The sequence below is a fragment of the Polymorphobacter multimanifer genome, assembly GCF_014205635.1.
GTDB classification, from domain to species: Bacteria; Pseudomonadota; Alphaproteobacteria; order Sphingomonadales; family Sphingomonadaceae; genus Sandarakinorhabdus; species Sandarakinorhabdus multimanifer.
Window position 1 is genome coordinate 77,841 of sequence record NZ_JACIIV010000014.1, and the last position, 23,075, is coordinate 100,915.

26 protein-coding genes and 1 tRNA gene are annotated in these 23,075 nt (G+C 67.9%); 12 read left to right on the top strand and 15 right to left on the bottom strand.

From position 1 onward, the window contains the following. The first annotated feature begins 207 nt into the window (after nt 1-207). Both FHS79_RS10795 and FHS79_RS10800 read left to right on the top strand, forming a co-directional pair. Nucleotides 208-2,076: a ribonucleoside-diphosphate reductase subunit alpha gene (locus FHS79_RS10795; RefSeq protein ID WP_243452823.1), complete on the top strand. Its 1,869-nt coding sequence runs from the start codon at nt 208-210 to the stop codon at nt 2,074-2,076. Between the two features lie 188 nt (nt 2,077-2,264). Beyond that, nucleotides 2,265-3,320 (top strand): ribonucleotide-diphosphate reductase subunit beta, encoded by a 1,056-nt coding sequence (locus tag FHS79_RS10800; RefSeq protein WP_184199555.1) that lies wholly within the window; start codon nt 2,265-2,267, stop codon nt 3,318-3,320. A gap of 91 nt (nt 3,321-3,411) precedes the next feature. On the opposite strand, the gene FHS79_RS19450 is transcribed toward FHS79_RS10800, so the two are convergent. From FHS79_RS19450 to FHS79_RS10835, 7 genes are all read right to left on the bottom strand, one after another. Then, nucleotides 3,412-3,702, bottom strand: a complete 291-nt coding sequence (locus FHS79_RS19450; protein ID WP_184199557.1) for a type II toxin-antitoxin system RelE/ParE family toxin — start codon at nt 3,700-3,702, stop codon at nt 3,412-3,414. Next, nucleotides 3,689-3,946, bottom strand: a complete 258-nt coding sequence (locus FHS79_RS10810; protein ID WP_184199558.1) for a ribbon-helix-helix domain-containing protein — start codon at nt 3,944-3,946, stop codon at nt 3,689-3,691. Before FHS79_RS10810 ends, FHS79_RS19450 begins: the two co-directional genes overlap by 14 nt. A 135-nt stretch (nt 3,947-4,081) precedes the next feature. Further along, nucleotides 4,082-4,573, bottom strand: a complete 492-nt coding sequence (locus FHS79_RS10815; protein WP_184199560.1) for an RNA pyrophosphohydrolase — start codon at nt 4,571-4,573, stop codon at nt 4,082-4,084. Beyond that, the gene (locus FHS79_RS10820; protein WP_184199562.1) at nt 4,570-5,517 is read right to left on the bottom strand and encodes an alpha/beta hydrolase; all 948 of its coding nucleotides are present in this window, start codon (nt 5,515-5,517) and stop codon (nt 4,570-4,572) included. The genes FHS79_RS10815 and FHS79_RS10820 overlap by 4 nt, the downstream gene beginning before the upstream one ends. A 67-nt stretch (nt 5,518-5,584) precedes the next feature. Then, nucleotides 5,585-6,115, bottom strand: a complete 531-nt coding sequence (locus tag FHS79_RS10825; protein WP_184199564.1) for a class I SAM-dependent methyltransferase — start codon at nt 6,113-6,115, stop codon at nt 5,585-5,587. 15 nt (nt 6,116-6,130) lie between these two features. Then, entirely contained in the window at nt 6,131-7,303 is a 1,173-nt protein-coding gene (locus tag FHS79_RS10830) for an acetyl-CoA C-acetyltransferase (protein WP_184199565.1), read from the bottom strand. A 32-nt stretch (nt 7,304-7,335) separates the two neighbouring features. Further along, the gene (locus tag FHS79_RS10835; protein WP_243452820.1) at nt 7,336-8,385 is read right to left on the bottom strand and encodes an alpha/beta hydrolase; all 1,050 of its coding nucleotides are present in this window, start codon (nt 8,383-8,385) and stop codon (nt 7,336-7,338) included. Between the two features lie 61 nt (nt 8,386-8,446). On the opposite strand from FHS79_RS10835, the gene phaR reads away from it, so the two are divergent. Together phaR and dksA are read left to right on the top strand one after the other, a co-directional pair. Continuing rightward, nucleotides 8,447-9,052, top strand: a complete 606-nt coding sequence (phaR, locus tag FHS79_RS10840) for a polyhydroxyalkanoate synthesis repressor PhaR (RefSeq protein ID WP_184199567.1) — start codon at nt 8,447-8,449, stop codon at nt 9,050-9,052. Between the two features lie 170 nt (nt 9,053-9,222). Next, complete coding sequence (gene dksA, locus FHS79_RS10845; protein WP_184199675.1) at nt 9,223-9,666, top strand: RNA polymerase-binding protein DksA; 444 nt, start codon at nt 9,223-9,225, stop codon at nt 9,664-9,666. Nucleotides 9,667-9,769: 103 nt separating this feature from the next. Here the strand turns inward: dksA and FHS79_RS10850 are convergent, their stop codons facing one another. Next, nucleotides 9,770-9,928, bottom strand: coding sequence for a YdcH family protein (locus FHS79_RS10850; protein WP_184199569.1), 159 nt, complete (start codon nt 9,926-9,928; stop codon nt 9,770-9,772). Between the two features lie 189 nt (nt 9,929-10,117). Here FHS79_RS10850 and FHS79_RS10855 point away from each other — a divergent pair, with 189 nt between their 5' ends. Together FHS79_RS10855 and FHS79_RS10860 are read left to right on the top strand one after the other, a co-directional pair. After that, entirely contained in the window at nt 10,118-10,315 is a 198-nt protein-coding gene (locus FHS79_RS10855) for a YdcH family protein (RefSeq protein ID WP_184199571.1), read from the top strand. A 50-nt stretch (nt 10,316-10,365) separates the two neighbouring features. Next, nucleotides 10,366-10,923, top strand: a complete 558-nt coding sequence (locus tag FHS79_RS10860) for a tetratricopeptide repeat protein (RefSeq protein ID WP_184199573.1) — start codon at nt 10,366-10,368, stop codon at nt 10,921-10,923. Nucleotides 10,924-10,945: 22 nt separating this feature from the next. Here FHS79_RS10860 and FHS79_RS10865 read toward each other — a convergent pair whose 3' ends face one another. Continuing rightward, complete coding sequence (locus tag FHS79_RS10865; protein WP_184199575.1) at nt 10,946-11,416, bottom strand: Hsp20 family protein; 471 nt, start codon at nt 11,414-11,416, stop codon at nt 10,946-10,948. A 161-nt stretch (nt 11,417-11,577) separates the two neighbouring features. Between FHS79_RS10865 and FHS79_RS10870 the strand changes: the two genes are divergently transcribed. Continuing rightward, nucleotides 11,578-11,919 (top strand): DUF1465 family protein, encoded by a 342-nt coding sequence (locus tag FHS79_RS10870; protein WP_184199577.1) that lies wholly within the window; start codon nt 11,578-11,580, stop codon nt 11,917-11,919. Beyond that, nucleotides 11,916-12,323, top strand: a complete 408-nt coding sequence (locus tag FHS79_RS10875) for a VOC family protein (protein ID WP_184199579.1) — start codon at nt 11,916-11,918, stop codon at nt 12,321-12,323. The genes FHS79_RS10870 and FHS79_RS10875 overlap by 4 nt, the downstream gene beginning before the upstream one ends. Before the next feature lie 6 nt (nt 12,324-12,329). On the opposite strand, the gene FHS79_RS10880 is transcribed toward FHS79_RS10875, so the two are convergent. Beyond that, nucleotides 12,330-12,890 carry a helix-turn-helix domain-containing protein gene (locus tag FHS79_RS10880; protein WP_184199581.1) on the bottom strand — a complete coding sequence of 187 codons (561 nt, stop codon included), beginning with the start codon at nt 12,888-12,890 and terminating at the stop codon, nt 12,330-12,332. A gap of 88 nt (nt 12,891-12,978) precedes the next feature. Between FHS79_RS10880 and FHS79_RS10885 the strand changes: the two genes are divergently transcribed. Together FHS79_RS10885 and FHS79_RS10890 are read left to right on the top strand one after the other, a co-directional pair. Further along, a complete protein-coding gene (locus tag FHS79_RS10885; RefSeq protein ID WP_243452821.1) occupies nt 12,979-13,473 on the top strand; it encodes a DUF6456 domain-containing protein in 495 nt (164 codons plus the stop codon). 30 nt (nt 13,474-13,503) lie between these two features. After that, a complete protein-coding gene (locus FHS79_RS10890) occupies nt 13,504-13,962 on the top strand; it encodes a superoxide dismutase family protein (protein WP_184199584.1) in 459 nt (152 codons plus the stop codon). An 8-nt stretch (nt 13,963-13,970) separates the two neighbouring features. Here FHS79_RS10890 and FHS79_RS10895 read toward each other — a convergent pair. Beyond that, a tRNA-His gene (locus tag FHS79_RS10895) sits at nt 13,971-14,047 on the bottom strand. Nucleotides 14,048-14,196: 149 nt separating this feature from the next. On the opposite strand from FHS79_RS10895, the gene FHS79_RS10900 reads away from it, so the two are divergent. Then, nucleotides 14,197-15,237, top strand: coding sequence for a Leu/Phe/Val dehydrogenase (locus tag FHS79_RS10900; protein ID WP_184199587.1), 1,041 nt, complete (start codon nt 14,197-14,199; stop codon nt 15,235-15,237). Here FHS79_RS10900 and FHS79_RS10905 read toward each other — a convergent pair. After that, nucleotides 15,175-15,663, bottom strand: coding sequence for a hypothetical protein (locus FHS79_RS10905; protein WP_184199590.1), 489 nt, complete (start codon nt 15,661-15,663; stop codon nt 15,175-15,177). The genes FHS79_RS10900 and FHS79_RS10905 overlap by 63 nt on opposite strands. A gap of 122 nt (nt 15,664-15,785) precedes the next feature. Between FHS79_RS10905 and FHS79_RS10910 the strand changes: the two genes are divergently transcribed. Further along, nucleotides 15,786-16,319, top strand: coding sequence for a TetR family transcriptional regulator (locus FHS79_RS10910; protein ID WP_184199593.1), 534 nt, complete (start codon nt 15,786-15,788; stop codon nt 16,317-16,319). Here FHS79_RS10910 and FHS79_RS10915 read toward each other — a convergent pair. From FHS79_RS10915 to FHS79_RS10925, 3 genes are all read right to left on the bottom strand, one after another. Further along, complete coding sequence (locus FHS79_RS10915; protein ID WP_184199596.1) at nt 16,276-16,692, bottom strand: hypothetical protein; 417 nt, start codon at nt 16,690-16,692, stop codon at nt 16,276-16,278. The two genes, FHS79_RS10910 and FHS79_RS10915, sit on opposite strands and share 44 nt — an antisense overlap. Before the next feature lie 61 nt (nt 16,693-16,753). After that, nucleotides 16,754-20,953 (bottom strand): translocation/assembly module TamB domain-containing protein, encoded by a 4,200-nt coding sequence (locus FHS79_RS10920; protein WP_184199599.1) that lies wholly within the window; start codon nt 20,951-20,953, stop codon nt 16,754-16,756. Beyond that, a complete protein-coding gene (locus tag FHS79_RS10925; protein WP_184199602.1) occupies nt 20,953-23,034 on the bottom strand; it encodes an autotransporter assembly complex protein TamA in 2,082 nt (693 codons plus the stop codon). Before FHS79_RS10925 ends, FHS79_RS10920 begins: the two co-directional genes overlap by 1 nt. Nucleotides 23,035-23,075 lie beyond the last annotated feature (41 nt).

Consider the following 23,075-nt stretch of genomic DNA (forward strand, 5'->3'; position numbering starts at 1 on the left):
TGAAGAGGGCCAGCCCACGACATGTGGTGGGCCCTCGGGGCGAAAAAGCATCCACAGGCAGCGGTTGCATGTGGATAGCGGGGATAAGGCAGCTCCGGGCGATTTGTCACGTGACCCTGTTTTGTTCTCCGCCTATCATATGGGGACAGAAGCCAAGTGAACGAATTTCAGGACCGCACCATGACACATGAAGATGATACGCTCGTGATGGAGCCGCCGATCGCTGCATCGTCCACTCCCAATCTGGCGCCGGCGGTGGTGCGCGCCAGCAATGAAGTGATGCCGTGGAAGTTCCCGGTGACGGTGGACGCGTCACGCGATGCGCTGCTGACGGCGTTCGGCAAGGACACGCTCGACGATCGCTACCTGCTGCCGGGCGAGGGCTATCAGGACCTGTTCGCCCGGGTGGCGTCGGCCTATGCCGATGACGCGCCGCACGCCCAGCGGCTGTATGACTATATCTCGAAGCTGTGGTTCATGCCCGCCACGCCGGTGCTCTCCAATGGCGGCACCGGGCGCGGGTTGCCGATCTCCTGCTATCTCAATTCGGTGAGCGACAGTCTTGAGGGCATCGTCAACACCTGGAACGAGAATGTGTGGCTCGCCTCGCGTGGCGGCGGCATCGGCACTTACTGGGGCCGGGTGCGCGGCATCGGCGAGCCGGTCGGCCTCAACGGCAAGACCAGCGGGATCATTCCCTTCGTGCGGGTGATGGACAGCCTGACGCTGGCGATCAGCCAGGGCTCGCTGCGGCGCGGCTCGGCGGCGGTGTATCTCGATGTATCGCACCCCGAGATCGAGGAGTTTCTCGAAATCCGCAAGCCATCGGGCGATTTCAACCGCAAGGCCTTGAACCTGCACCATGGCGTGCTGGTGACCGATGCCTTCATGGAAGCGGTGCGCGATGGCACCAGCTTCGATCTCGTCAGCCCCAAGACCGGCGAGAAGCGCGCCGAAGTCGATGCGCGCAGCCTGTTCACCAAGCTCGTCGAGACGCGGCTGGCGACGGGCGAGCCGTACATCATCTTCGTCGATGAAGTGAACCGCACCATGCCCAAGCACCAGCGCGACCTGGGACTGAAGGTTTCGACGTCCAACCTGTGTTCGGAGATCACGCTGCCGACGGGGCCGGACCATCTCGGCAATGATCGCACTGCGGTGTGCTGCCTCTCCTCGCTCAACATCGAGACCTGGGACCAGTGGCACGGCGAGCCGCTGTTCATCGAGGATTGCATGCGCTTCCTCGACAATGTGCTGCAGGATTACATCGACCGCGCCGAGCCCGAGATGGCGCGCGCCCGCTATGCCGCGTCGCGCGAGCGTTCGGTGGGGCTGGGGGTGATGGGGCTGCACAGCTTCTACCAGGCGCGCGGCATCGCCTTCGAGGGGGCGATGGCGAAGAGCTGGAACATGAAGATCTTCAAGCACATCCGGTCGCAGGTCGATCAGGCGTCGATGGCGCTTGCGGCCGAGCGCGGGCCGTGCCCCGATGCCGCCGACATGGGGGTGATGGAGCGCTTCAGCTGCAAGATGGCGATCGCACCCACCGCGAGCATCTCGATCATCGCCGGCGGCACCTCGGCGTGTGTCGAGCCGATCCCGGCGAACATCTACACCCACAAGACGCTGTCGGGCAGCTTCTCGATCCGCAATCCGTATCTGGAGAAGCTTCTCATCGCCAAATCCAAGAACTCGGATGCGGTGTGGAACTCGATCCTCGAAAATGGCGGATCGGTGCAGCATCTGGATTTCCTCGACACCGAGGAGAAGGCGGTGTTTCGCACGGCGTTCGAGATCGACCAGCGCTGGCTGCTCGAGCTGGCCGGGGACCGCACGCCGTTCATCGACCAGGCGCAGTCGTTGAACCTGTTCATCCCGGCCGATGCCGAGAAGTGGGATCTGCTGATGCTGCATTATCGCGCATGGGAGCTGGGCATCAAATCGCTCTATTATCTGCGCTCGATGAGCATCCAGCGCGCCGGTTTTGCCGGTGGCGTGGAAGCCGACAACACGAGCGAGCGGCCGATCATGTCGGTCGAGCGCCGGGATTATGACGAATGCCTTGCCTGTCAGTAGGGCATCACCGGAGGGGTGACCCTCCGGCACTCGGGCCGATGAGAACCAGTGTTTTCAGGTGGTCCGGGCCGGTGAGGGGGCCGGGGCGCTGACTTCCACGACTTAGCGCCCCGACCCCCTCCCAACTGGCCCCCTCCCATCTGGCCCCCAACTGCTGACACGCCACAGATTTCAAAGGAACACAGACCATGTCTCTCCTCAAAGCCTCCAAGAGCTACAAGCCGTTCGAATACCCCTGGGCGTATGATTTCTGGAAGCGCCAGCAGCAGATCCACTGGATGCCCGAGGAAGTGCCGCTGGGCGAGGATTGCCGCGACTGGGCGCAGAAGCTGACCGATCATGAGCGCGGGCTGCTGACGCAGATCTTCCGCTTCTTCACCCAGGCCGATGTCGAGGTGCAGGATTGCTACCACGACAAATACGGCCGGGTGTTCAAGCCGACCGAAGTGAAGATGATGCTGACGAGCTTCTCCAACATGGAGACGATCCATATCGCCGCCTACAGCCATCTGCTCGACACGATCGGCATGCCCGAGAGCGAATACAGCGCCTTCCTCAACTACAAGGAAATGCGCGACAAGCATGATTTCATGAGCACCTTCGGCGTCGACAGCGATGCCGATATCGCGCGCACGCTGGCGATGTTCGGCGGCTTCACCGAGGGGCTGCAGCTGTTCGCCAGCTTCGCGATGCTGATGAACTTCCCGCGCTTCAACAAGATGAAGGGCATGGGGCAGATCGTCAGCTGGTCGGTGCGCGACGAGAGCCTGCATTGCGAAGGCATCATCAAGCTGTTCCACGCCTTCTGCGCCGAAACCGGCGTGCTGACAGCGAACTTGCGCGATGACATTGCCGATGTGTGCCAGAAGACGGTGCGGCTGGAAGATGCCTTTGTCGATCTCGCCTTCGAGATGGGCCCGGTGCCGGGGATGACGCCGAAGGACATCAAGAAGTATGTGCGCTACATCGCCGACTGGCGGCTGAAGCAGCTCGGCATGAAGCCGATCTACATGGTCGACGAGCACCCGCTGCCCTGGCTGACCCCGCTGCTCAACGGCGTGGAGCATGCCAACTTCTTCGAAGCGCGCGCCACCGAATATTCCAAGGCCGCGACGCGCGGCAATTGGGGCGAAGTGTGGAACGCCTTCGACGCGCGCAAGGACGCCAAGGGCGTGAGCGAAGGCGGTGCGGCGAACGAGGTGGACGACCGGCAGGGTGGTTTGCTGGGGGTTGCTGCGGAGTAGTGGGGTTCGACTATTCCGCGGCCGCGCTTTCTTGCGTTACCTGCGAGGGGCGTCGCCGATTGGCGAGACCCGACGTATGCTGGCTCGGGCATTACAGATGCAGGTCTGGCAGCATGCGTTGGTGGAGAATGCGAATGACACGAAGGCACTCGGCGTCGGCGGCGTAGAAAATGGCATGGACGCCGGCATTCCGCCGACGGAGGCCATCGAAGCGACCTGTCACCACCGCGCCCGCCATGGGGTGATCCAGGATCAAACGAAGGGCTGCATCGAGAACGCCGGCATAGAGATCCGCTTGGACATGATCGAAGTCGAGAATGCTTTGTCTGTAGATGTTATCGAGATCGGCCATGGCTTTGCGACTGAACTCAAGCCGCAGCATGGCGTCTCCGGATATCAATGAAGACGTCGTCGATGCTGATTTCAACAAAGCCGCTGGCGAGGCCTTCGTCGATGGCGGTGTCAAACGCTTGGCGCTTTGATGCCTGCTGCCGATCTCGCTCGATCAGGGCGGCGAGATAGCTGTCGGCATCGGGCGCTGCGCCGGCAGCGACCTGGGAATCGATCCAGGCGCGCGCGGGTTCAGCGAGTGTGACGGGCAGCTTTGGCATGGCGCTCTCCTCCACCGAAGATAGTCTACCACTGCAAATGTCTCAATACATGATGGGGCGCGGCGCCCTCAAGGCCTGAACATATCAGCCGAAATCTGCAGAATCTTCAAAATGGGGTCTGGGGCCAAGGCCCCAGCCGCCGGAGGCCCCTTACTTCACCCCCAGCGCCGCCAGCACATCGGTGTAAAGCTCGCGCTTGAACGGCACGGCGAGGTCCACGAGCTCGCCCGGCTCGGCCCAGCGCCAGGCTTTGAATTCTGGGTGGGGGGTGGCGATGTTGACGTCGGCGTCTTGCCCCAAGAACTCCATGGTGAACCATTTCTGGCGTTGGCCGCAGTAGCGGCCGCGCCAGATGGTGCCGACCATCTCGTCGGGGAGGTCGTAATGGTGCCAGTCGGGCGTTTCGCGGGTGATGCGGGCGAGGGCGGGGATGACGCCGGTTTCCTCTTCGAGTTCGCGGATCATCGCGGTTGCGGGGTCTTCGCCGTCGTCGATGCCGCCCTGGGGCATCTGCCAGGCTTCGAGCTTGGCATCGAGGCGCTGGCCGACGAAGACGCGGCCGGCGCTGTTGAGCAGCAGCGCGCCGACGCCGGGGCGATAGGGCAGGCCGGAGGGGTGGGTGCGGGGGAGGGTGGTGATCATGCCGTCAGAAGTAGCCTGAGTGCCGCAAGGTTGCCATCGAGATCGGCCTGGGCGCTGGGGATGCCCGCGCGCAGCGTGAGCGAGCCGTGGATCTGGCCTTCGGCTTCGCGGAAAATGGTGGGGACGCCGGCTTCGATGAGGCGGGCGGCATAGGCGCGGCCCTGGTCGCGCAGCGGATCGAGGCTGCAGGTGAAGACGAGGGTGGGGGGCTGGCCCTTGAGCGATTCCGCCGCCAGCGGCGAGGCGCGGGGATCGGTGCGGTCGTCGCCGCCCTCGAAATAATGGTTCATGAACCAGTCCATCGTCTCGCGGGTGAGAAGATAGCCATCGGCGAAATCCTCCATCGAGCCGCTGCTCGCCTGCATGTCGGTGCCGGGATAGATGAGCCATTGCGCCACAATCGAGACCGGCAGCTGGCCTGCGAGCTGCTGGCTGGTGATGGCGGCGAGGTTGCCGCCGGCACTGTCTCCGGCGGGGATCAGACCTGACACGGGATGGCCGATCTCGGCCGGCGACGTGGCGAGCCAGCGCGCGGCAGCGAGGCAATCATCGACCGCGGCGGGGAAGCGATGCTCGGGCGCCAGCCGATAATCGACCGAGACCACGCTGAGGCCGAGACCGCGGGCGATGGCGGCGCAGGCGCTGTCATGGGTGTCGAGGTTGCCGATCACCCAGCCGCCGCCGTGGAAGAACAGGAGGACGGGGGCGGGGTGGGTGGCGTCGGTGGGGCGGTAGAGGCGGGCGGGAATGGCGCCGGCGTCCCCTGCGATGGTCAGCTCCTTCACCTCGGCCAGCTCGCCGCGCGGTGAATCGGCCATCTGCGCCATAGCGTTGTACATGTCGCGCGCGGTCGCGGCATCGAGCTCGTGCATCGGCGGGCCGGGCTGGCTGGCGAGCATTCCGAGCAGCATCTGCACATCGGGGCGGACGAAAGGCGTTGTCATGCGTGAGGTCTCCGGTGAAGCGGGGAGCTTAGGCGGGCGCGAGCAGGGCTGTCAGCCGGCGAAAGCATCAGGTGGCGGGGGCGGCGACGAATGCAGGTTCGGCCTCGCCCACCAGCACCGGCCGCACGCCATCCAGCTTTGCCAGCAGCACGACATGGTGGCGTTCGGGGAGCTGCTCGACCTGCCAATCGAGCACTTCGAACATCGCCTCGTCGAGCCGCAGCGCCAGTGGCTCGCGGCGCCAGCCGGCCTCCTTGCCTTCCCAGAGCCGGCGCGCCTTGACGACGACCACCGCCAGCCCGGCAGGCGCCAGCACGCGCCACAGCTCACGCAGCATCAGCCGCGGCTGCACCAGCGGGGCGGAGAGCAGCGCCTTGTCGAACATCGCCTCGGTGAAGGGCAGATGATGGGGATCGGCGCGCACGGTGCCGGGGCGGATATCGGCATCGAGGGTGGCGACGCACGCCACCCGCTCCCAGCCTTCGAGTTGCAGCAACACCCGTTCGGGCGGGCGGCCGAGCACCAGCAGCCTGCCGTGCAACCCGCCGGCGAACAGCCGGTCGAGCGGGCCCGCAGCCGCCGCGGCTGCAACACTCACGCCCGGCGCCATGGCTCAACGCTCGACGGTGAGCGCAATCCCCATGCCGCCGCCGATGCACAGCGTGGCGAGGCCCTTCTTCACGTCGCGCCGCACCATCTCGTGGAGCAGCGTGGTGAGGATGCGAGCCCCCGAGGCGCCGATGGGGTGGCCGATCGAGATGGCACCGCCGTTGACGTTGAGCTTGTCCGGATCGAAGCCCAGCTCCTGGCCCACGGCGAGCGCCTGGGCGGCAAAGGCCTCATTGGCCTCGATCAGATCGAGATCGGCGATGCTCCAGCCGGCGCGCTCGAGCGCCTTGCGGCTGGCGGGCACCGGGCCGATGCCCATGATCGAAGGGTCCACGCCGGCGCTGGCGAAGCTGGCGATGCGCGCCAGCACGGTGGCCCCGCGGCGGTTGGCTTCGGCCTCGCTCATGATCACGAGCGCTGCAGCGCCATCGTTGAGCCCCGAGGCGTTGGCGGCGGTGACGGTGCCATCCTTCTTGAAGGCCGGCTTGAGCCCGGAGATCGCATCGGTCGTCACGCCGTCGCGGATGAACTCGTCGCGATCGACGATCGTGTCGCCCTTGCGGCCGCTGATCGTCACGCTGGCGATCTGGCCGTCGAAGCGGCCCTCGGCGCGCGCCGCACTCGCCTTGTTCTGGCTGGAGACGGCAAAGGCATCCTGCGCCTCGCGGCTGATCTGATACTGGCTGGCGAGATTTTCGGCGGTGATTCCCATGTGATAGCCGTTGAAGGCATCCCACAGCCCGTCCTTGATCATGGTATCGACGAGCTCGAGCGCGCCCATCTTGGTGCCGCCGCGCAAGGCTTGCGCGTGCTGCGAAAGGCTCATGCTCTCCTGCCCGCCCGCCACGATGATCCTGGCATCGCCGGCCTGGATGGCCTGCGAAGCCAGCCCAACAGCGCGCAGCCCCGAGCCGCAGACCTGGTTGACCCCCCATGCCGGGGTTTCCTTGGCAATGCCGGCAGCCATGGCGGCTTGCCGCGCCGGGTTCTGGCCCTGGCCGGCGGTGAGCACCTGGCCGAGAATCACTTCGTCCACCTCATCGGCGCTGACGCCGGCATCGGCGAGGGCGGCGAGGATGGCGACCCGGCCGAGCTGGTGCGCCGGCACGCTGGCAAGGCTGCCCAGGAAGCTGCCCACCGGGGTGCGGCGGGCGGCGGTGATCACGGTTCCAGTCATCATGTGCTCCGGTTGAGTCGGTCGGCCGGACCCTAACCCTCCGCCAGCCAGCGCGCCAGTGGCCGCCAGAGCTGGGCCCTGGCATTGCGGCCGACGATCATGCCGACATGGCCGGCGGAAATCTCCAGCCGCTCGCCGATGCCGGCTTGCGACAGGGCAGCCGCGGGGGGCACGATACGATCGCGGATGGCGAGCACATCGAGGATCGGCATGCCGAGCTGCCCGGGCGCCACCGCCTGGCCGCCGACCAGCCAGCGGCCCTGGCCCGGCGCATCATCGGCATAGAAGCCCGCCATCTCGCGCGCCGCTTCGAGCGCCAGCGGCGGGCCGGTGTTCGACCAGTCTTCCAGAACCGCGAAGGCGCTGAGTGCAGCGTCGTCCGCTTCGGCAAGGCCTGCATATTTGGCGACCAGCCCGGGCTCGTCGAGCGTCCAGAAGGCGGGTTGCAGCAGGTCCATCGGCACGCCGCCGAGGCGGCTGGCGAGCGGCTCGGTGGCCGTCCACCAGTCGTGCAGCCCGGCGCGCGCGGCATCCCCATAGCCGGTGAAGTGCCAGGGCGTGGCGAGCAGCGCCAGCCGGCTGACTCCGCCCATGGCGGCAAGGCCGATTGCCAGCGTGCCGCCGAGGCAATAGCCGATGACGGGCACCGGCGCGCCGATCTCCGCCAGCAGCGGCGCCAGCCGCGCCTCGACCAGCGCCGCAAGCCCCAGCGGCTCGGGCGCATTGCCCCAATCGACCAGCAGCGGCCGCAACCCGGAGGCCGCCAGCGAAGCCAGCAACGAATTGCCCGGCGCCAGATCGAGCACCGTGGGCGGGTTGATGAGCGAGGGCACCACCAGCACCGGTCGCCCGCCGGCGGGGCCGCCGAAATCCCGCAGCATGACATTGCCGACCTGCGCCACGACCGGCCGTGCTTCGCGTGCCACGGCGGGCGGAAGCGCTTGATAGCGTGCCAGCCCGGCGAGCGCGCGGCTGAGCAGCGCCCGGTCTCCAGCGCAATGTTGGGTGAGCAGTTTCAGGAAATGCGGTAGCGGGTGCGGCCCGCGCGCTCGCGTCTCCCCATGCTGCGCCCCATGCTGCATGCGTTGCGGCGCAATATGCGGCTGTGCTAGCGTGGCGGGGTCGCTGCTGTCAGGATTATCAATGGCCAAAGCCCCTCCACCCAAGGATTCCGGACCGCAAGGTGCCGAGAATGATCCTGTCATCATCAAGAAGTACGCCAATCGGCGGCTCTACAATACCGAAACTTCGAGCTACATCACGCTGGAGCATATCGCGCAGATGACGCGCGAGGGCCGGCACTTCCAGGTTTTCGATGCCCGCAGCGGCGAGGATATCACCCGCTCGGTGCTCACCCAGATCGTGATGGAAGAGGAATCTGGCGGGCAGACGATGCTGCCGGTCAACTTCCTGCGCCAGCTCATCTCGATGTACGGCGATTCGATGCAATCGATGGTGCCGCATTATCTCGAAGCCTCGATGGAGGCCTTTGCGGAAAACCAGAACAAGTTTCGCGATGCCGCCCTCAAGCCCTTCGAGCATCTGGCGCGGCAGAATATGGCGCTCTTCGAAGCCGCTACCGCGATGTTGACCGGCGCCAAGCAGCGCGCTGCAACACCCGAACCCGAGCCGCACCCCGAGCCCCATCCCGAGACACAGCCGGGTGGCGCATCGGAAACCGAGATCGTGCGGGTGAAGGCCGAGCTCGCGGCACTGCAAGCGCGGCTGGACGGATTGACGCGGGACTGATCGCTCCGCCGCATTGCCCGATACGCGCGGCTTGCCCATGACCCCGCGCGCCGCTATGAGCCGCGGCGGGGGCCGGTTCATGATCAGGATGGATCGGCGGAGCGCTCTGCGGTCTAGCCTGCACGCGCTCGATCGGGAGGAGCGTTATGGAATCGTCCGCTACAATCGACATGGAGAACACCGGAAACCCGGCGGTTGCTGCATCGCATCTGCCGCATGATTACCGCCCCTCGTCCGACGAGGAGTTCATGAATCCGCGCCAGCTGGCGTATTTTCGCCGCAAGCTGATCGAGTGGAAGGAAGCGATCCTTCGCGAGGCCTCAACCACGCTGGAAACGCTCAAGGCCGAGCCGCTGCGCGAGCCGGACATCAACGATCGCGCCAGCTCCGAGACCGACTGGGGCATCGAACTGCGCACGCGCGACCGGCAGCGCAAGGTGATCTCGAAGATCGACGCAGCGCTTCGCCGCATCGAGACCGGGGATTATGGCTATTGCGAAGTGAGCGGCGAGCCGATCTCGCTGCAGCGCCTCGAAGCGCGGCCGATCGCCACGATGACACTCGAAGCGCAGGAGCGACACGAGCGCGACGAGAAGATTACCCGCGACGAATAGTGAGGTGCTGAACCTGCATCCTGATGACATCAGGATGCGGGTACAGCTCTTGGTTCGCGCGTGTTTTCAACCAGAATCGGCGACCAAAACTCCGAGGCACACGCTAGGCGCTGCGGACGAGTTCCTCCTTCAGCCGCAGTTTTTCGCGCTTGAGCTTCGTCAAGGCAACGGCGTCGGGAAGCGGGCGGCGGCTTTCCACCGCCAGTTTCGCTTCCAGCCGGGCGTGGCGGGCGTTCAGGCTTTCGACATGGCTGTTGGGCATCCGCGGTCTCCTGTTGCGGGGCGGCCCGACGCATGCGGCGCCGGGCGGCCAGGCAATGTGCGCCGACTCAATTGCAGCGCGGATTTTGGAGTGGAACATGAATTGCCAGCCATGCCAACCCTGTTCCGGCTGCGTTGCCAGCACCGCAACGGACGGTTAAGTCTCATTCTGCACAGCGGGAGGCTGATCTTGGACGAAGCCGAAATCAGGGCAAGGATCGAGCTCCTGAAGCGCGATCATCGCGATCTCGACACTGCCATCGAGGCGCTGCGTACCCTGCCGACGGTGGACATGATCCAGCTGCAGCGCTTCAAGAAGCGCAAGCTGCGGCTGCGCGACGAGATCACCATGCTCGAGGACATGCTGATTCCCGACATCATCGCCTGAGTCTCCCGCCACGCTTTGCGCCCCCTCGCCGGCATGATAAAGTCGGCGCCATGAAGACAGTGTTGTTCGGGCTTGCCCTTATCCTCATCGCGGCGCCGGCTGCGGCGTCAACGCTCATCGGCACCAGCCGTGCACGCGGCTGCTTCGATGCTGCTGCGGCGCGCAACACCGGCCGGGATGGCCTGCGGCTGTGCGATCTCGCGCTGCAGGAAGAGGCGCTGCCGACGCGGGACCGGGTTGCCACTTACGTCAACCGCGGCATCCTGCACATGCATGCGCGGCGCACCGAGGCCGCCATTGCCGATTATGACGCCGCGCTGGGGCTCGATCCGGCGTCGGCGGAAGCCTGGGTCAACAAGGGCATCGCCTTCCTGCGTGCCGGCCGCGATGGGGAGGCGGCAGACGCGATCACAAAGGGGCTCGAACTCGGGCCGGCGAACCCGGCGGTGGCCTATTACAGCCGCGCCTTCGCGTTCGAAGGCATCGGCCGGGTGCGCGATGCCTATGAGGATTTCGGCCGCGCTGCTGCGTTGGCGCCGGATTGGGCGTCTCCCGGCGAGCAGCTTTCGCGTTTCAAGACGGTGCGCGTGAAATCGGCCGGCGTCTGAGACGCCGGCCGAAAGGTGCGGGTTATTCCGCGGCCATCAGCGTCGCGCGGCCATCGGCCACCGGCGACGTGCCGATCTCGACGCGGCGGGGCTTCTTGTGCTCGGGAATTTCGCGCACCAGCGTGATGTTGAGCAGGCCATGCTCATAGTCCGCACCGGTCACCTTGATGGTCTCGGCGAGCTGGAAGCGGCGCTCGAAGGCGCGCTTGGCAATGCCGCGATGCAGGAAGAGCCGCTCGCCCGTCTCGGTCTCGGCATTGGCGCGGCCGGTGACGACCAGCGTGTTTTCCTGCACCACCAGCTCCAGCTCGTCCTGGCCGAAGCCGGCGACTGCCATCTGGATGCGATATTCCCCGTCGCCTACCTTTTCGATGTTGTAGGGCGGGTAGGCGCTGTCGGCGCCATCGACACGGCTGGCAAAGTCCACCAGCCGGTTGAGGTTCTCGAAGCCGATCGAAGAGCGCAGCAGCGGTGAAATGTCGAAAGTACGCATGTTTCCAAGTCCTTTCACTAAGCGAGTTGGCTGGCCCCGCCCATGAGGGCCGGGGAGCGCCGCCATCCCGGTTGGCGATGGCGACACGGCAGAATTGGGAAGTTCGCGGGCCATTTCAAGAGGGGGCTTGGCAAGCGCCGGCGCGCGGGCAAAGGTTGGCCATGACTTCTGATCCCGCACGGCTCGATGCGCTCTACCGCGAGGCGGTGATGCTCGCCGATTCCGCGCGCGGTTGGTTCGATGGGCCTGGCAAGCCCTGGGCTGCGGCCCAGCCGGTCGCCGCGCGCGCGCGCATCGCCACCGAAAGCCTCGCCATCACTGCGCGGCTGATGAGGGTCATCGCCTGGGCGCTCCACCCCGGCCATGCCAGTGACACCGCGCCATTGCTGCGCGACACCACCGAACCGCCATTCCCGCCCGATCACCCGCTCGCCGGCACGCCGGGGGAACTGATCGCCCAGGCCTCGCGCCGCCTCGATATTGCCTTGAAGGACCTCGCATGACCGCTTTCCACCTCGCCATTCCCGTCACCGATCTTGCCGCCGCGCGGCACTTCTACGGCGAGGTGTTCGGCTGTGCCGAAGGTCGCAGCTCGGAGCGCTGGATCGATTTCAACTTCTTCGGCCACCAGCTCGTCGTCCATCTGGCGCCGCCCTCCGCCATCCACCGCAATCCGGTCGATGGCGACCAGGTGCCGGTTCCCCATTTCGGCGCGGTGCTGCCCTGGGCCGATTGGGAAGCGCTGGGCGCCCGCATAACCGCCGCCGGCATCGCGTTCGAGCTGGAGCCGCATGTCCGCTGGGCCGGCAAGCCCGGCGAGCAGGGGACGTTTTTCCTGTTCGACCCTGCCGGGAATGCGCTGGAGTTCAAGGCAATGCGAAACGAGGGGGAGCTGTTCGCGAAATAATCGCGCTCAAAAGCTCCGCAGCAACTGCCGCACCACGGCGATCCACGGCGGGTCGAGCACCATCTGGCGGGCACCCGGGGCGGTGGGGAGGAGCTGGATGCGGCCGGCTTCGGTGGCCACCAGCCGACCGAAGGCGAAGCGGCCGACGGGCCGGGGGACGAGGACGTCGCGGTTGAGCGCCATGGTGAAGGCGGGTTTGGCGAGGCGTTCGGCCCAGAGCTGGTCCCCGGCGCGATAGTCTCCCTGTGCGAGTTCGACGATGAGGCCGAGCATGGCACTGCCGGGGGCGGGCGGGGTGAGGGTCATGGTGCGGGTGGGGGCGGCCGCACCTTCGGCGCCGATGATGGCGACGACGTCGAGGTCCACCCGGTCGGGCAGGGTGACGAGTTCCGAGGCTTCCACGCCCAGGGCCGCGGCGATGCGGTTGAGCCAGCCGACCGAGACGGTGCGGGTGCCGGTTTCCAGCCGGCCGATGGTCTGGGCGGTGGTGGGCGGATCGCAGCGCGCGCCGACATCGGCGAGGGTGAGCCCGCGTGCTTTGCGAACTTCGCGGATCCGGGTGAGCATTCTCGCCTCCTGTAACCTCTGTGGTTATAACTGTCCTACAGATGAACCTTCGTGGCAATGGTGATTCGGCCACAAGAGGAGAATTGCCATGGTGAAACGTGCTGCCGTTCAACGCGACATCGCCCCCGAGGCCGCCAACCGGCTGCTCGGCACGCGGTTGCTGAGCCCGGCGGATGCGGTCGACCGCCAGCGGGTGACGGTCAACCTCGCCGAGTCCCCGCTCGCCTGGCTGGTGCGGCGGGGGCATGTGTCTGCCGCACAGTTCGAGGCGGGGGAGCGGCTTCGGGCGGACTTCATGCGCGCCGGCCAGGCGCCGCGGGTGACGATGCGCTGGGATGCGGCGCCGGGGAGCAGCAATTTCGCCGCACCCGATCCGACGATGGCGCAGATCAGTGCTCGCCAGCGCTTCGATGCGGCGGTGGCCGCCGCCGGGCCGGGGCTTTCCGACGTGCTGTGGCGGGTGGTGTGCCTGGGGGAGGGACTGGAAACGGCGGAGCGCGCGATGGGCTGGCCGAGCCGTGCCGGCAAGCTGGTGCTGGCACTGGCGCTCGACCGGCTGGTGGCGCATTACGGCATCGCCTGACATTTGCGGCTGAAGTCTGCGGAGTTGCCGATGCGTGCCTTGCTGCCCCTTCTGCTCGTTCTTTCGGGCTGCGCCGCCGATCGCGCCACCTCGCTCGGCAAGGTGGGCGGCGAGGCCCCGCGGCTGGTGCTGACGACGCCGCTGGTGGCGACCAACGGTGCCACGATCGGTGAAGCGGTGCTGACCGAAGTGGCCTCGGTGGACCGGATCTTCATCCGCGCCAAGGGTCTGCCGGCGGGGCGGCACCCGGTGACGATCCATGCCGTGGCGCGCTGCTCGGGCGATGGTTTTGCCGATGCGGGAGCGGAATTGCCCGGCGTGCTGCCGCCGATCGAGGCCGAGTCGGACGGGCGTGCCGATCTTTTTGCCGATCTGCCTGCACCCCGGCTGCGCGGCGCGGCGGATGCAAGGCTCGATGCTGACGGGATGGCGCTGATCGTGCGGGTGGCGGGCCAACCGATCGGTTGTGCGGCGTTTCGTGCGCGATAACAGAAAGATGGGGCGATCGACGGGGATTGAACCCGCAACCTCCGGTACCACAAACCGGCGCTCTAACCAATTGAGCTACGACCGCCACAGCGAAGCAGGGGCAATAAGCCAGAGTGCCGCCGCGCGCAAGCCGCAAGGCGCGCGCGTGCCGGGGGGCTTTTCTCAGGCCCTGGCTTGCGCTAGCGACTCATAAAATTGCCTCCGGGCGCAACTAACCAAGGTTCACGCGCAACAATGTTCGACATGCCCGATTTCGATGCCCATGAGGCTGTCACCTTCGTCCATGATGCCGGCACCGGCCTTGCGGCGATCATCGCGCTGCACTCGACGCACCTCGGCCCGGCGGCGGGTGGCACGCGCTTCCAGCCCTATGCGAGTGCCGATGCGGCGCTCACCGATGTGCTGCGGCTGTCGCGAGGGATGAGCTACAAGAACGCCATGGCCGGGCTGCCGATGGGCGGCGGCAAGGCGGTGGTGCTGCAGCGGCCCGACACGGTGAAATCGGAAGCCTTTCTCCTCGCCCTCGCCGATGCGGTGGACGCGCTCGGCGGCCGCTACGTGACCGCCGAGGACATGGGCATGAGCGAGCATGACATGGTGGTGCTCGCCCGGCGCACCAGGCATGTGGCGGGGCTGCCGGTGGCTGCGGGCGAAGTCGGCGGCAATCCGGGGCCGATGACGGCGATGGGCATTTTCCTGGGCATGCGCGCGGCACTTGCGCACCGCCTGGCGCGGGTGAGCTTCACCGGCGTGCATGTGGCGCTGCAGGGCTGCGGCAGCGTAGGCACCGCGCTCGCCGAACGGCTGGCGGCAGCGGGTGCGCGGCTGACGCTGGCGGATGCCGACCCGCTGCGCGCCGCCGCGCTGGCGGCGCGGCTCGGCGGCACTGCGGTGGCGGCGGACGCGATCATGACGACCTCGGCGGATGTGTTCAGCCCATGTGCGGCCGGCGCAATCCTCGATGATGCGAGCATTGCAGCGCTCGATGTGGCGATCGTGGCGGGGGCGGCGAACAACCAGCTCGCCACGCCCGGGGACGGCGCCCGGCTGGCGGCGCGCGGCATCCTTTATGCGCCCGATTATGTGATCAATGCCGGCGGCATCATCAATGTGGTGGCGGAATATCTCGGCCGGGGGGACCCGGCGACAGTCAATGCCGATATCGCCGCGATCGAAGGCCGGCTGGCGGCGGTGTTTGCCGAAGCCGCACGGTCAGGCCGCTCCACCGATGTTGTAGCCGATTCCATGGCGCGCCGCCTGATCGGCCGCGACTGAGCTGCCAGCCTGCCGCATGCCGAGCAGGAATGCGGTGAGCACCGGCAGCGACCAGAAGTTGAGGCCGATGGCATAGGCCCATGCGCTGCTCGGGCCGCCCGCATCGTCCTGGCCGAGCATGGCGACATGGACCAGCACGGTGACGAGCTGGAAGGCCGCTGCCCAGAGCGGCCAGAAGTGGTGGCTGCGCAGCGCCAACACGGCCAACCCGGCGAACAGCAGGCTGTCGACAACCATCATCGCCAGCTCGGGTGCTGCATATTGGTGGCGGTTGCTGGCCCAGGTGGCAGCCGTGGCAACGACCAGCATCACCGCGGCGGAGCGCGCCTCGTGCGCGCCGCACTGCCACGCCGCTCGCGAGCCGGCGGCGAGCATCGCGAAGCAGAGCAGCTGATAGGCAAGGCCGATGGCAGACAGCAAATGCATCGCCCTCCCCCGCACCCCTGCGACTGACGAATGTATGAAAGTGTAAATAAAGCGGCTGGAAGCGGCAAGCGCAATTGCACGGCGGCGATGGACTCGGGCGTGCCGCAGCCATAGTTTCGCGCATGTCCGAAGTGTCTGTTCCTGCCTCCGATCGCCGCGCCGCCCTGCTCGAAGGGCTGGCCGACCATGTGCTTGCGCATGGGCTGGCCAGCGCCAGCCTGCGCCCGCTGGCGGAGGCCATGGGCACGTCGGACCGCATGCTGCTCTATTATTTCAAGGACAAGGCCGATCTTGTCGGTGCTGTCCTCGAGACGATAGCCGGGCGCATGACGGCGTTGCTGGCACAGTTGCAGGCGCTTCAGCCGCAGCCTTATGATGTGATGCGCGCGCGCCTTACCAGCATGATGCTCGACGATGCGCTCTGGCCCTACATGCGGCTCTGGCTCGAGCTTGCCAGCCGTGCCGCCAGCGGCGATGCGATGGCGCGCACCACCGGCGAAGGCATTGCACGCGGCTTTCTGGCGCTGTGCGAGGCGCTGCTCGACACGCCGCGGCCGACGCGCCGAAACGATGCGACACGCCTGCTGATCGCGGTGGAAGGGGCGGTGCTGCTCAAGAGCCTCGGGCTGGCGGACGAGGTGAAGCAGACCTTGTGAGCAGCGCGGCCAGGGCCAGCCCGACACCGGCACCCCAGAGCACCGCACCACTGGCCGCCAGCACCTTCTCGGCCGTATCCCCATAAACGCCGGGAAACCAGGCCACGACCACGCCATCGATGAGCAGCGCCGTGGTGGTGACGATCGCGATGCCCGTCAGCCGCTGGTCGGGCGCCAATCGCGCCAGCCCGGCGGCGAGCAGCACGAAGGGCAGGGTGCCCGGCACGGTGAGGGCATAGACGGCCGCGCGCGTGCTGCCCTGCAACAGCCCGGCGGCGGCCAGCCAGTGCAGCAGCAGGCCGGCGGCATACCAGAGGGCGACGCCGATGCCAGCGAGTATCGCGATCTGTCGCCATGAAAGCCCGATCTGCATCCCGCGCTCCTTTTGCCAATACTGGCAGCAGAGGTGATTGTAGCAGTCGCTACAACAGACCTCAATAGTCGCGTTGCCAGCGCAGGGCGGCGCCGGTGCCGCCCAGCGTGGCGACTTGCGAAAGGATCGCCAGCGAGCGGGTGATCGAGATTTCGATGTTGGTGGCGGTATAGCCCTGCGCGTCGGTGGCGAGCTCGACATAGACGTTTCGGCCGATGTATTGCCCGGCCGCCACCGCGGTGCCGCGGCCGGTAAGCTGGTCGGCCGGCAGGATGCGCAGCCGATCGATGCCCAGGCCCTTGCGCACCGAATTGATGGGGTTGAAGCCGCCACCATTGCTGCGCAGCGAGGCCAGCGCTCCGGCGAGCTGCACCGCTTCGAAGGCGGAGAGGTTGGTGACCGATTCGCCGAACAGCAGGCGGCTGAGCACTTCGTCCTCGGGAAGGGCGGGCACCGAGCTGAAGCGGATGGCAGGCTTGTTCGCGGTGCCGGCGATCGCCAGCTGGGCAGTGAAGCCGCTCGTGCTGCTCTCGGCGGCGATGTCGATCACCGGATCGGGCGGGTAGCCGCCCTGGAAGCGCACATCGCCGCGGGTGAGGGCGAAGCGCTTGCCGGCGAAATCATAGTCCCCGCGCACCAGCTCCACCCGGCCGAACAGCTCGGGCGTGTAGGCGCCGCCGCGGATGCGCAGGTCGGCGCGCCATTCGGATTCGATTCCCACGCCCGAGACGAACAGCTGGCGATCTCCCTTCACATCGAGGTTGAGCAGCCAGCGGGTGGGCGGCGCATAGGCGAGCACCGGCCGGCCTAGGCTGCGGGTGTTGCGCTCGGTGACGGCGAGCACCGGCACATCGGCCACTGCTGCCCGGCCGATGCGGAAGGTGGCGCGGTTGACGGTAAGGTTGCCCGAGACGACGCCGCCATATTCGTCGGTGGCGATCCTGAGCGTGCCCGATCCGGTGCCGGCATAATCGTCGCGGTTGAGAAGCTGGGCATTGTTGACGCGCAGCCGGATATCGAGCGGGAAGCTGCGCTCGGCGGAAAGATCGATGCCGCCGGTGCCGGTGATGGTGCCGCCACGGCCGGCAGTGCCCGAAAAGCGCGTGAGCTCGAGCCGCGAGCCGTTGAAGCGGCTGTCGAGCGCCACATTCTCGATGACGGCACCGAGCACGGTCGCCTCCACCCGGCCGCCGGCCATGCGCAGGGTGCCGGCGAGCTGCGGATCGCCGACAGCGCCCGAGAGCGATGCCGCCAGGCTCACCGGCCCGCGCACATCGATCGCATCGTTGCCGCCCAGCCCCCACAGCGCCTGTGCGGGTCCGTTGAAGCGCACCTGGCCGCTAACCGGGGCGGCATAGAGCCGTTCCAGCAGCCCGCCCTCGCCGGTGAGCGCACCGACGCGCAGCTGGGCGCGGCCCTCGGTGCGGCCGGCACGGGTGATGATCGCGCGCGCCACCGTGCCGCCGATGCCGAGCTCCGCCTTCAGCCCCACGTTGATGCGCAGCGAGGAGGAGGCGGCACCGCTGCGGGTGAGGCCGGCGAGGGTGAGATCGGTGCTGCCACGCGGGGTGCCGCCTTCGGCGAGGCTGAGGTCGATCCGCCCCGACACCAGCCCGTCGAAATCGAGCGACGGCGCGAACGCCGTGAGGACGCTGAGCGGCATCGCGCGCAATTGCCCGGTGAGGCGCGACTGCGCGCCCCAGCGGCCGGAAAGCTCGGCGCGGCCGGCACCGGCGATCAGGGTCACCGGCTCCAGCACCCAGTCATTGCCGGCACGCACGATCTGCGCCGGCCCGACGAGGGTGACCGGCAATGTGCCGAGCAGCAGCTTGCCGCCGACCTGGATGCGGTCCCCCTCGAAGCGGACATCGCTGTCGAGCGCGAAGGGCAGCGTGCGGGTGCCATTGGCGTGCAGCGTGGCGGTGCCGCGCCCGGCGGCGTAGCGGAAGCTGCCATTGGTCGCGTCGAGCAGAACCCCGTCGCGTTCCACCCCGGTGAAGGCGAAATCGCCGCTGCCCTCGATGCCGCCGTCCACCAGCCGCACCCCGGCCTTGAGCGTGCCGCGCTCGATCTGCAACGGCACATCGAGCTGCAGCCTGGCGTTGCTTGCGGTGGCATCAAGATCGAAGCGCTGGCTGCCGGCGGCGTCGCTCAGCAGCAGCGTGCCGCTGGTGCCGTCGCCGCGCAGCATGATGCGCCCGGCAAGCGGGCCGGCAGGTGTCACCACTGCGCGCCCGGTGCCAGTGAGCCCCAGGATGCTGGCATTCTCGATGGTGAAGGCCAGCGGCCCGGCGGTTTCGAGCAGCCCGCGTAGCTGCACCGGCCCGAAGTTGCTGTTGGCATCGGCGTCGATCAGCCAGTCATTGCCCGCCCGGCTGATGGCGGCCCGCACCCCGGCAAGGCCGATGCCGAGCCCGGGTCGGGCGAGGGTGAGTTGCAGCGCCGGTGCTGTGCTGCTGCCGGTGGCGCGCAGCGTCAGCGGCCCATAGGCACCGGCATTCCCCTGCAGCGCCAGGGTGAGCGCGCCGGTACGGGTCAGGCTGGCATCGCCGACCAGCTTCAGCGCCGGTGAAGCCAGGGTGAGGCCCGACATGCGCAGCGCCAGATCGGGGCTCACGTCGATCGCCGTGGTCAGCACCGGCAGGCCGCCGAGTGCCTTGAGCAGCGCAGCGCTGGTCATTCGCGTGGTGTTGAAGCGGGCCGTGCCGGTCACGCGGGCGCCGGCGCCGGCGGGCGTCACCACAAGTGCCGCCGCCACATCGCCGCTGCCCAGGCCCTCGATGGCATAGCCGGGGAGCCGGCCATCGACGCCGATCCGCCAGGCCGCCCGCGCGGGCTCCACCGCCACGCTGGCGGTGGCGGTGATCCGCCTCGACCGCAGCTTCAGCCTCTGCCCGGTCAGCTTGCCTTCGAACCAGCGCAGCGCGCCTTCGCCCCGCAGTTCGGTGAGCAGCGGCGCTGCCGTGGCCGCCACGCCATCGACCCGCGCCACCATCAGCGTCAGCGGCAAGGCGATGCCGGGGCCATCGTCCTGTGCCGCCGGACGAACGATGCCGGCGCCGCGCACACCCCGGAGGATCGTTGCACCCCAGCCGGCGCTGCGTGCAGTCAGCGTCCAGTCGATCAGCGGATCGGCGAGCGTGCCGGCGAGGCGTGCCGTCATCCGCACATCATCGCCGCTGGCCTGCGGATAGAGCAGCTCGGGCCGCAGCAGCGCCACCGCGATCCGGCCGTCCTCGATCACTTCGGAGCTGGCGGCAAGCCGTCCGCGCAGATCGATCCGCAACGCCGGCCCGGACAGTTGCAGCGAGAGATCGCGCGTGCCGGTGCTGCCAAGCCCGGCATTGGCATCGACAACGAGCTTGGGGCCCAGCGCCCGGCCCAGCACGCCGCCAAGCAGCAGCGACGGGATCACCGCCCCCTGCGCCGAAAAGCGCCCGTCGTTGCCGGTGATCGCAACATCGGCGAGGTTGCTGTTTTCGAGCTCCACGCGCAGCCGGCCGGCCCAGCGCGTCCAGCCGCCATCGCCCGTCAGCCGCAGCGTGAGCGGCCGATCGAGGCCGGTGAGGCCGGTGATCACCCCGCCGCGCGGTGCATCGATGGCGGCGGCAAGCTCGAGCTGGTCCTTCGCCGGCTCGGCGTCGAGCGTCAGCCGCAACCGGTCGGCAGCGTCGGCGAGCGGGCGGCCGAGGCTGTCGAGCGTGTCCATTGCCAGGCTGATGCGCGCGCGGCCGGCGCGGATGTCTGCGCTGCCCAGCCCGCGCAACAGCTGGCGGCGGCCCGCCACCGGCGCTTCCAGCAGCAGGCGATCGACCGCGAAATTGCCGATCAGGATGTCATAATCCGGCAGCAGCGTTTCATTTTGCGTCGGCAGCAGCTTCGGCAGCCGCAGCAGCCGGACATCGGCGGCGGTGAGCGTGCGCACGTCGAGCCGGTTAGCGCGGAGATAGGCCATCGGCCGCCAATCGAGATCGACCAGCGGTGCCTCCAGAAACACGCCCTGCGGATCGGAGAGCTTGAGGCCGTGCAGCCGCGCCTGGCCCCAGAGCTGGCCATCCACGCGGTCGATGCGGATGCCAAGCCCGGATTCGAACGGCAGCAGCGGCAGCCAGCTGACGATCCGGTTGCGCCCGAACTGCGTGCCGACGAGCACGAACACCGCCACTGCCGCCATGGTGAAGAGCACGCCGATGGCCGCCAGCGCGCGGAACAGATGGCGGCGGCGGCGGCGGCGCGGTGCGGGGGTGGAAGCTTCGGCCATCAGAAGGCCTGGCCGATCGAGACGTAGAAGGCCACCTTGGGATCGCCGGGGCGCCGCGTGATCGGCGTCGCCACATCGATGCGGACCGGGCCGAAGCTGGTGTAATAGCGGATGCCGACACCGGCGCCGATGCGCAGCGAATCGAAGCTGGGCACCGTGCCCGAATAGACCTGCCCGGCATCGACAAAGCCCACCACGCCCAGATCATTGCCGAGCGCCTTGAAGCGGTAGCGCGCTTCGAGGCTGGCTTCGGTCAGGCTGTTGCCGCCGGTCGGCAGGCCCTCGGAGTCGATCGGCCCCACGCCCTGGAAATTGAAGCCGCGCACCGAGCCGCCGCCGCCGGCATAGAAGCGCCGCGATGGCGCCACCCGCCCGCGCGACGCGCCGATGATGCTCCCCATGTGCAGCCGCCCCGCGAGCACCAGCGCGTCGCCGACCGGCTGGTAATAGGTGCCATCGACCTGCGCCTTGATATAGTTGAAATACTGGCCGTCGCGCAGCGTCAGCTCTGGGCTGACACGGCCGGTCAGGCGGAAGCCGCGGGTGGGATCGAGCAGGTTGTCGCTGTTGTCGAACGTCACCGAGGCCGGCAGCGCCAGGATGTAGAAGGTGATGTTGGGATCGACGCCCTCGATGCTCAGCGTGCGGTCGAGCTGGCGCGTGGCGATGGCCTGCGCGCCGACCGAGAACGTCATCGGCTTTTGCCAGATGAGGTTGGAATCGCGCACCAGGCCGGCGGCGAGCTGCGCCGAGCGGGCGCGATAGGCGAATTGCTGCTCGGTGGAGACCGACGCCTGCACCGACAGCGTCTGGTCGCGCTGGCCGAAATTGCGGCGCCGGAATTCGCCGCTCAGCAGCTGCTCGCGCTCGGCCAATACGGTGCGGGCGATGATGGCGCCTTCCGGCGGAAACAGGTTGCGGTGCGTCCAGCCGCCCTCGACGCGGATGCCCTGGCCGGTGTTGTAACCACCCGCCGCCGTCACCGAGCGCGGCGGTGCCGCCTCCACCGTGGCGACGACATCGACCGGCTGGGTGCCATCGGGCAGGATCGGGCCGGCCAGCACCGGTCGCACGCTGACAGCACCGAAAAGCCCGGTCTGCACGAGCGCCTGCCGCAGATCCTCGCGCTGCGCGCCATCATAGGGCTGGCCAGGCTCGAAGCGCGAGAGCACGCGCATGTGCTTGTCGGTGAAGCCCTGCACATCGCCCTCGATGCGGGTGCGGGCAAACATGCCGCGCGGGCCGGCATCGATGCTCTGCGTCAGCGTCGCAAGCCGCGTGGCATGATCGATGATGATCTCCGGCGGCCGCACCTGCGGGAAGGGATAGCCGGCGTCGGCAAGGCGCGTCGCCAGCGTCTCCTCCAGCACGGTCACGGGTGCGGCTGCCACCGGGTCGCCGGGCTTGATCCCGATCAGCCGCTGCCCCAGATCGTCCGGCGCGCCGGCAGCGTCCTGGCTGATGTCGACGCGCTCGAAACGGTAGAGCGGTCCGGGATCGACAACGATCCTGACCTGGGTGCGCGCCGCCTCGCCTTCGGGCGCGATGATCTCGACATCAGCCGTGCCGCCAAAATGGCCGACCGAGCGCAGCAGCAGGTCGATGAGCGTGCGATCCTCGGCAATGCGGCGGCGGATCTGCGCCAGGTTGGCTGCGTCCCCGCGCCGCGTCCACAGCGCCGACAGGCCGCGGAACTGGTTATCGAGCCCAAGCCCGTCGAGGCCGGTGATGCTGACTTCGTAGCGCACCTCCTCGACTTCGCCACCCGAGGTGTCGTCGGCGGCGCCGACCAGATCGGGCCAGTCGAGCGGCACGCCATCGGCATCGGGGAGCGGCGTGAATTCGTCGGCGCCCGGCTCGTCGGTTTCGACAGCCGGCGGCGGCAGGTCCGCAGCAAGGGCAGCGTCCTCATCGGCGCCGGTGGCGGCGGAAACTTCGGGGGCCACTTCGGGGGGCACTTCGGGGGGAACTGCTGGCTGCACTGCGGGCGGCTGCATTGCAGGCTGGGCCTGCGCGCAAGTCGCCGGCAGCGCGCCCGCCAGCAACAGGCAAGCAGCCGCCGCCGGCCAGACTTGGGACATGCGATCAGTCAACTGCACGCGCGTTGATAGCGGAACAGCCT

Excerpts from the sequence above, each read along its gene's own strand:
- FHS79_RS10925 (WP_184199602.1), bottom strand. The coding sequence starts at position 23,034 with ATGTCCCAAGTCTGGCCGGCGGCGGCTGCTTGCCTGTTGCTGGCGGGC.
- FHS79_RS10910 (WP_184199593.1), top strand. The coding sequence starts at position 15,786 with ATGTCCGAAGTGTCTGTTCCTGCCTCCGATCGCCGCGCCGCCCTGCTC.
- FHS79_RS10865 (WP_184199575.1), bottom strand. The coding sequence starts at position 11,416 with ATGCGTACTTTCGACATTTCACCGCTGCTGCGCTCTTCGATCGGCTTC.
- dksA (WP_184199675.1), top strand. The coding sequence starts at position 9,223 with ATGGAGAACACCGGAAACCCGGCGGTTGCTGCATCGCATCTGCCGCAT.
- phaR (WP_184199567.1), top strand. The coding sequence starts at position 8,447 with ATGGCCAAAGCCCCTCCACCCAAGGATTCCGGACCGCAAGGTGCCGAG.
- FHS79_RS10835 (WP_243452820.1), bottom strand. The coding sequence starts at position 8,385 with ATGCAGCATGGGGCGCAGCATGGGGAGACGCGAGCGCGCGGGCCGCAC.
- FHS79_RS19450 (WP_184199557.1), bottom strand. The coding sequence starts at position 3,702 with ATGCTGCGGCTTGAGTTCAGTCGCAAAGCCATGGCCGATCTCGATAAC.
- FHS79_RS10860 (WP_184199573.1), top strand. The coding sequence starts at position 10,366 with ATGAAGACAGTGTTGTTCGGGCTTGCCCTTATCCTCATCGCGGCGCCG.
- FHS79_RS10905 (WP_184199590.1), bottom strand. The coding sequence starts at position 15,663 with ATGCATTTGCTGTCTGCCATCGGCCTTGCCTATCAGCTGCTCTGCTTC.
- FHS79_RS10875 (WP_184199579.1), top strand. The coding sequence starts at position 11,916 with ATGACCGCTTTCCACCTCGCCATTCCCGTCACCGATCTTGCCGCCGCG.
- FHS79_RS10830 (WP_184199565.1), bottom strand. The coding sequence starts at position 7,303 with ATGACTGGAACCGTGATCACCGCCGCCCGCCGCACCCCGGTGGGCAGC.
- FHS79_RS10920 (WP_184199599.1), bottom strand. The coding sequence starts at position 20,953 with ATGGCCGAAGCTTCCACCCCCGCACCGCGCCGCCGCCGCCGCCGCCAT.
- FHS79_RS10880 (WP_184199581.1), bottom strand. The coding sequence starts at position 12,890 with ATGCTCACCCGGATCCGCGAAGTTCGCAAAGCACGCGGGCTCACCCTC.
- FHS79_RS10900 (WP_184199587.1), top strand. The coding sequence starts at position 14,197 with ATGTTCGACATGCCCGATTTCGATGCCCATGAGGCTGTCACCTTCGTC.
- FHS79_RS10820 (WP_184199562.1), bottom strand. The coding sequence starts at position 5,517 with ATGACAACGCCTTTCGTCCGCCCCGATGTGCAGATGCTGCTCGGAATG.
- FHS79_RS10870 (WP_184199577.1), top strand. The coding sequence starts at position 11,578 with ATGACTTCTGATCCCGCACGGCTCGATGCGCTCTACCGCGAGGCGGTG.
- FHS79_RS10795 (WP_243452823.1), top strand. The coding sequence starts at position 208 with ATGGAGCCGCCGATCGCTGCATCGTCCACTCCCAATCTGGCGCCGGCG.
- FHS79_RS10800 (WP_184199555.1), top strand. The coding sequence starts at position 2,265 with ATGTCTCTCCTCAAAGCCTCCAAGAGCTACAAGCCGTTCGAATACCCC.
- FHS79_RS10850 (WP_184199569.1), bottom strand. The coding sequence starts at position 9,928 with ATGCCCAACAGCCATGTCGAAAGCCTGAACGCCCGCCACGCCCGGCTG.
- FHS79_RS10915 (WP_184199596.1), bottom strand. The coding sequence starts at position 16,692 with ATGCAGATCGGGCTTTCATGGCGACAGATCGCGATACTCGCTGGCATC.
- FHS79_RS10815 (WP_184199560.1), bottom strand. The coding sequence starts at position 4,573 with ATGATCACCACCCTCCCCCGCACCCACCCCTCCGGCCTGCCCTATCGC.
- FHS79_RS10885 (WP_243452821.1), top strand. The coding sequence starts at position 12,979 with ATGGTGAAACGTGCTGCCGTTCAACGCGACATCGCCCCCGAGGCCGCC.
- FHS79_RS10890 (WP_184199584.1), top strand. The coding sequence starts at position 13,504 with ATGCGTGCCTTGCTGCCCCTTCTGCTCGTTCTTTCGGGCTGCGCCGCC.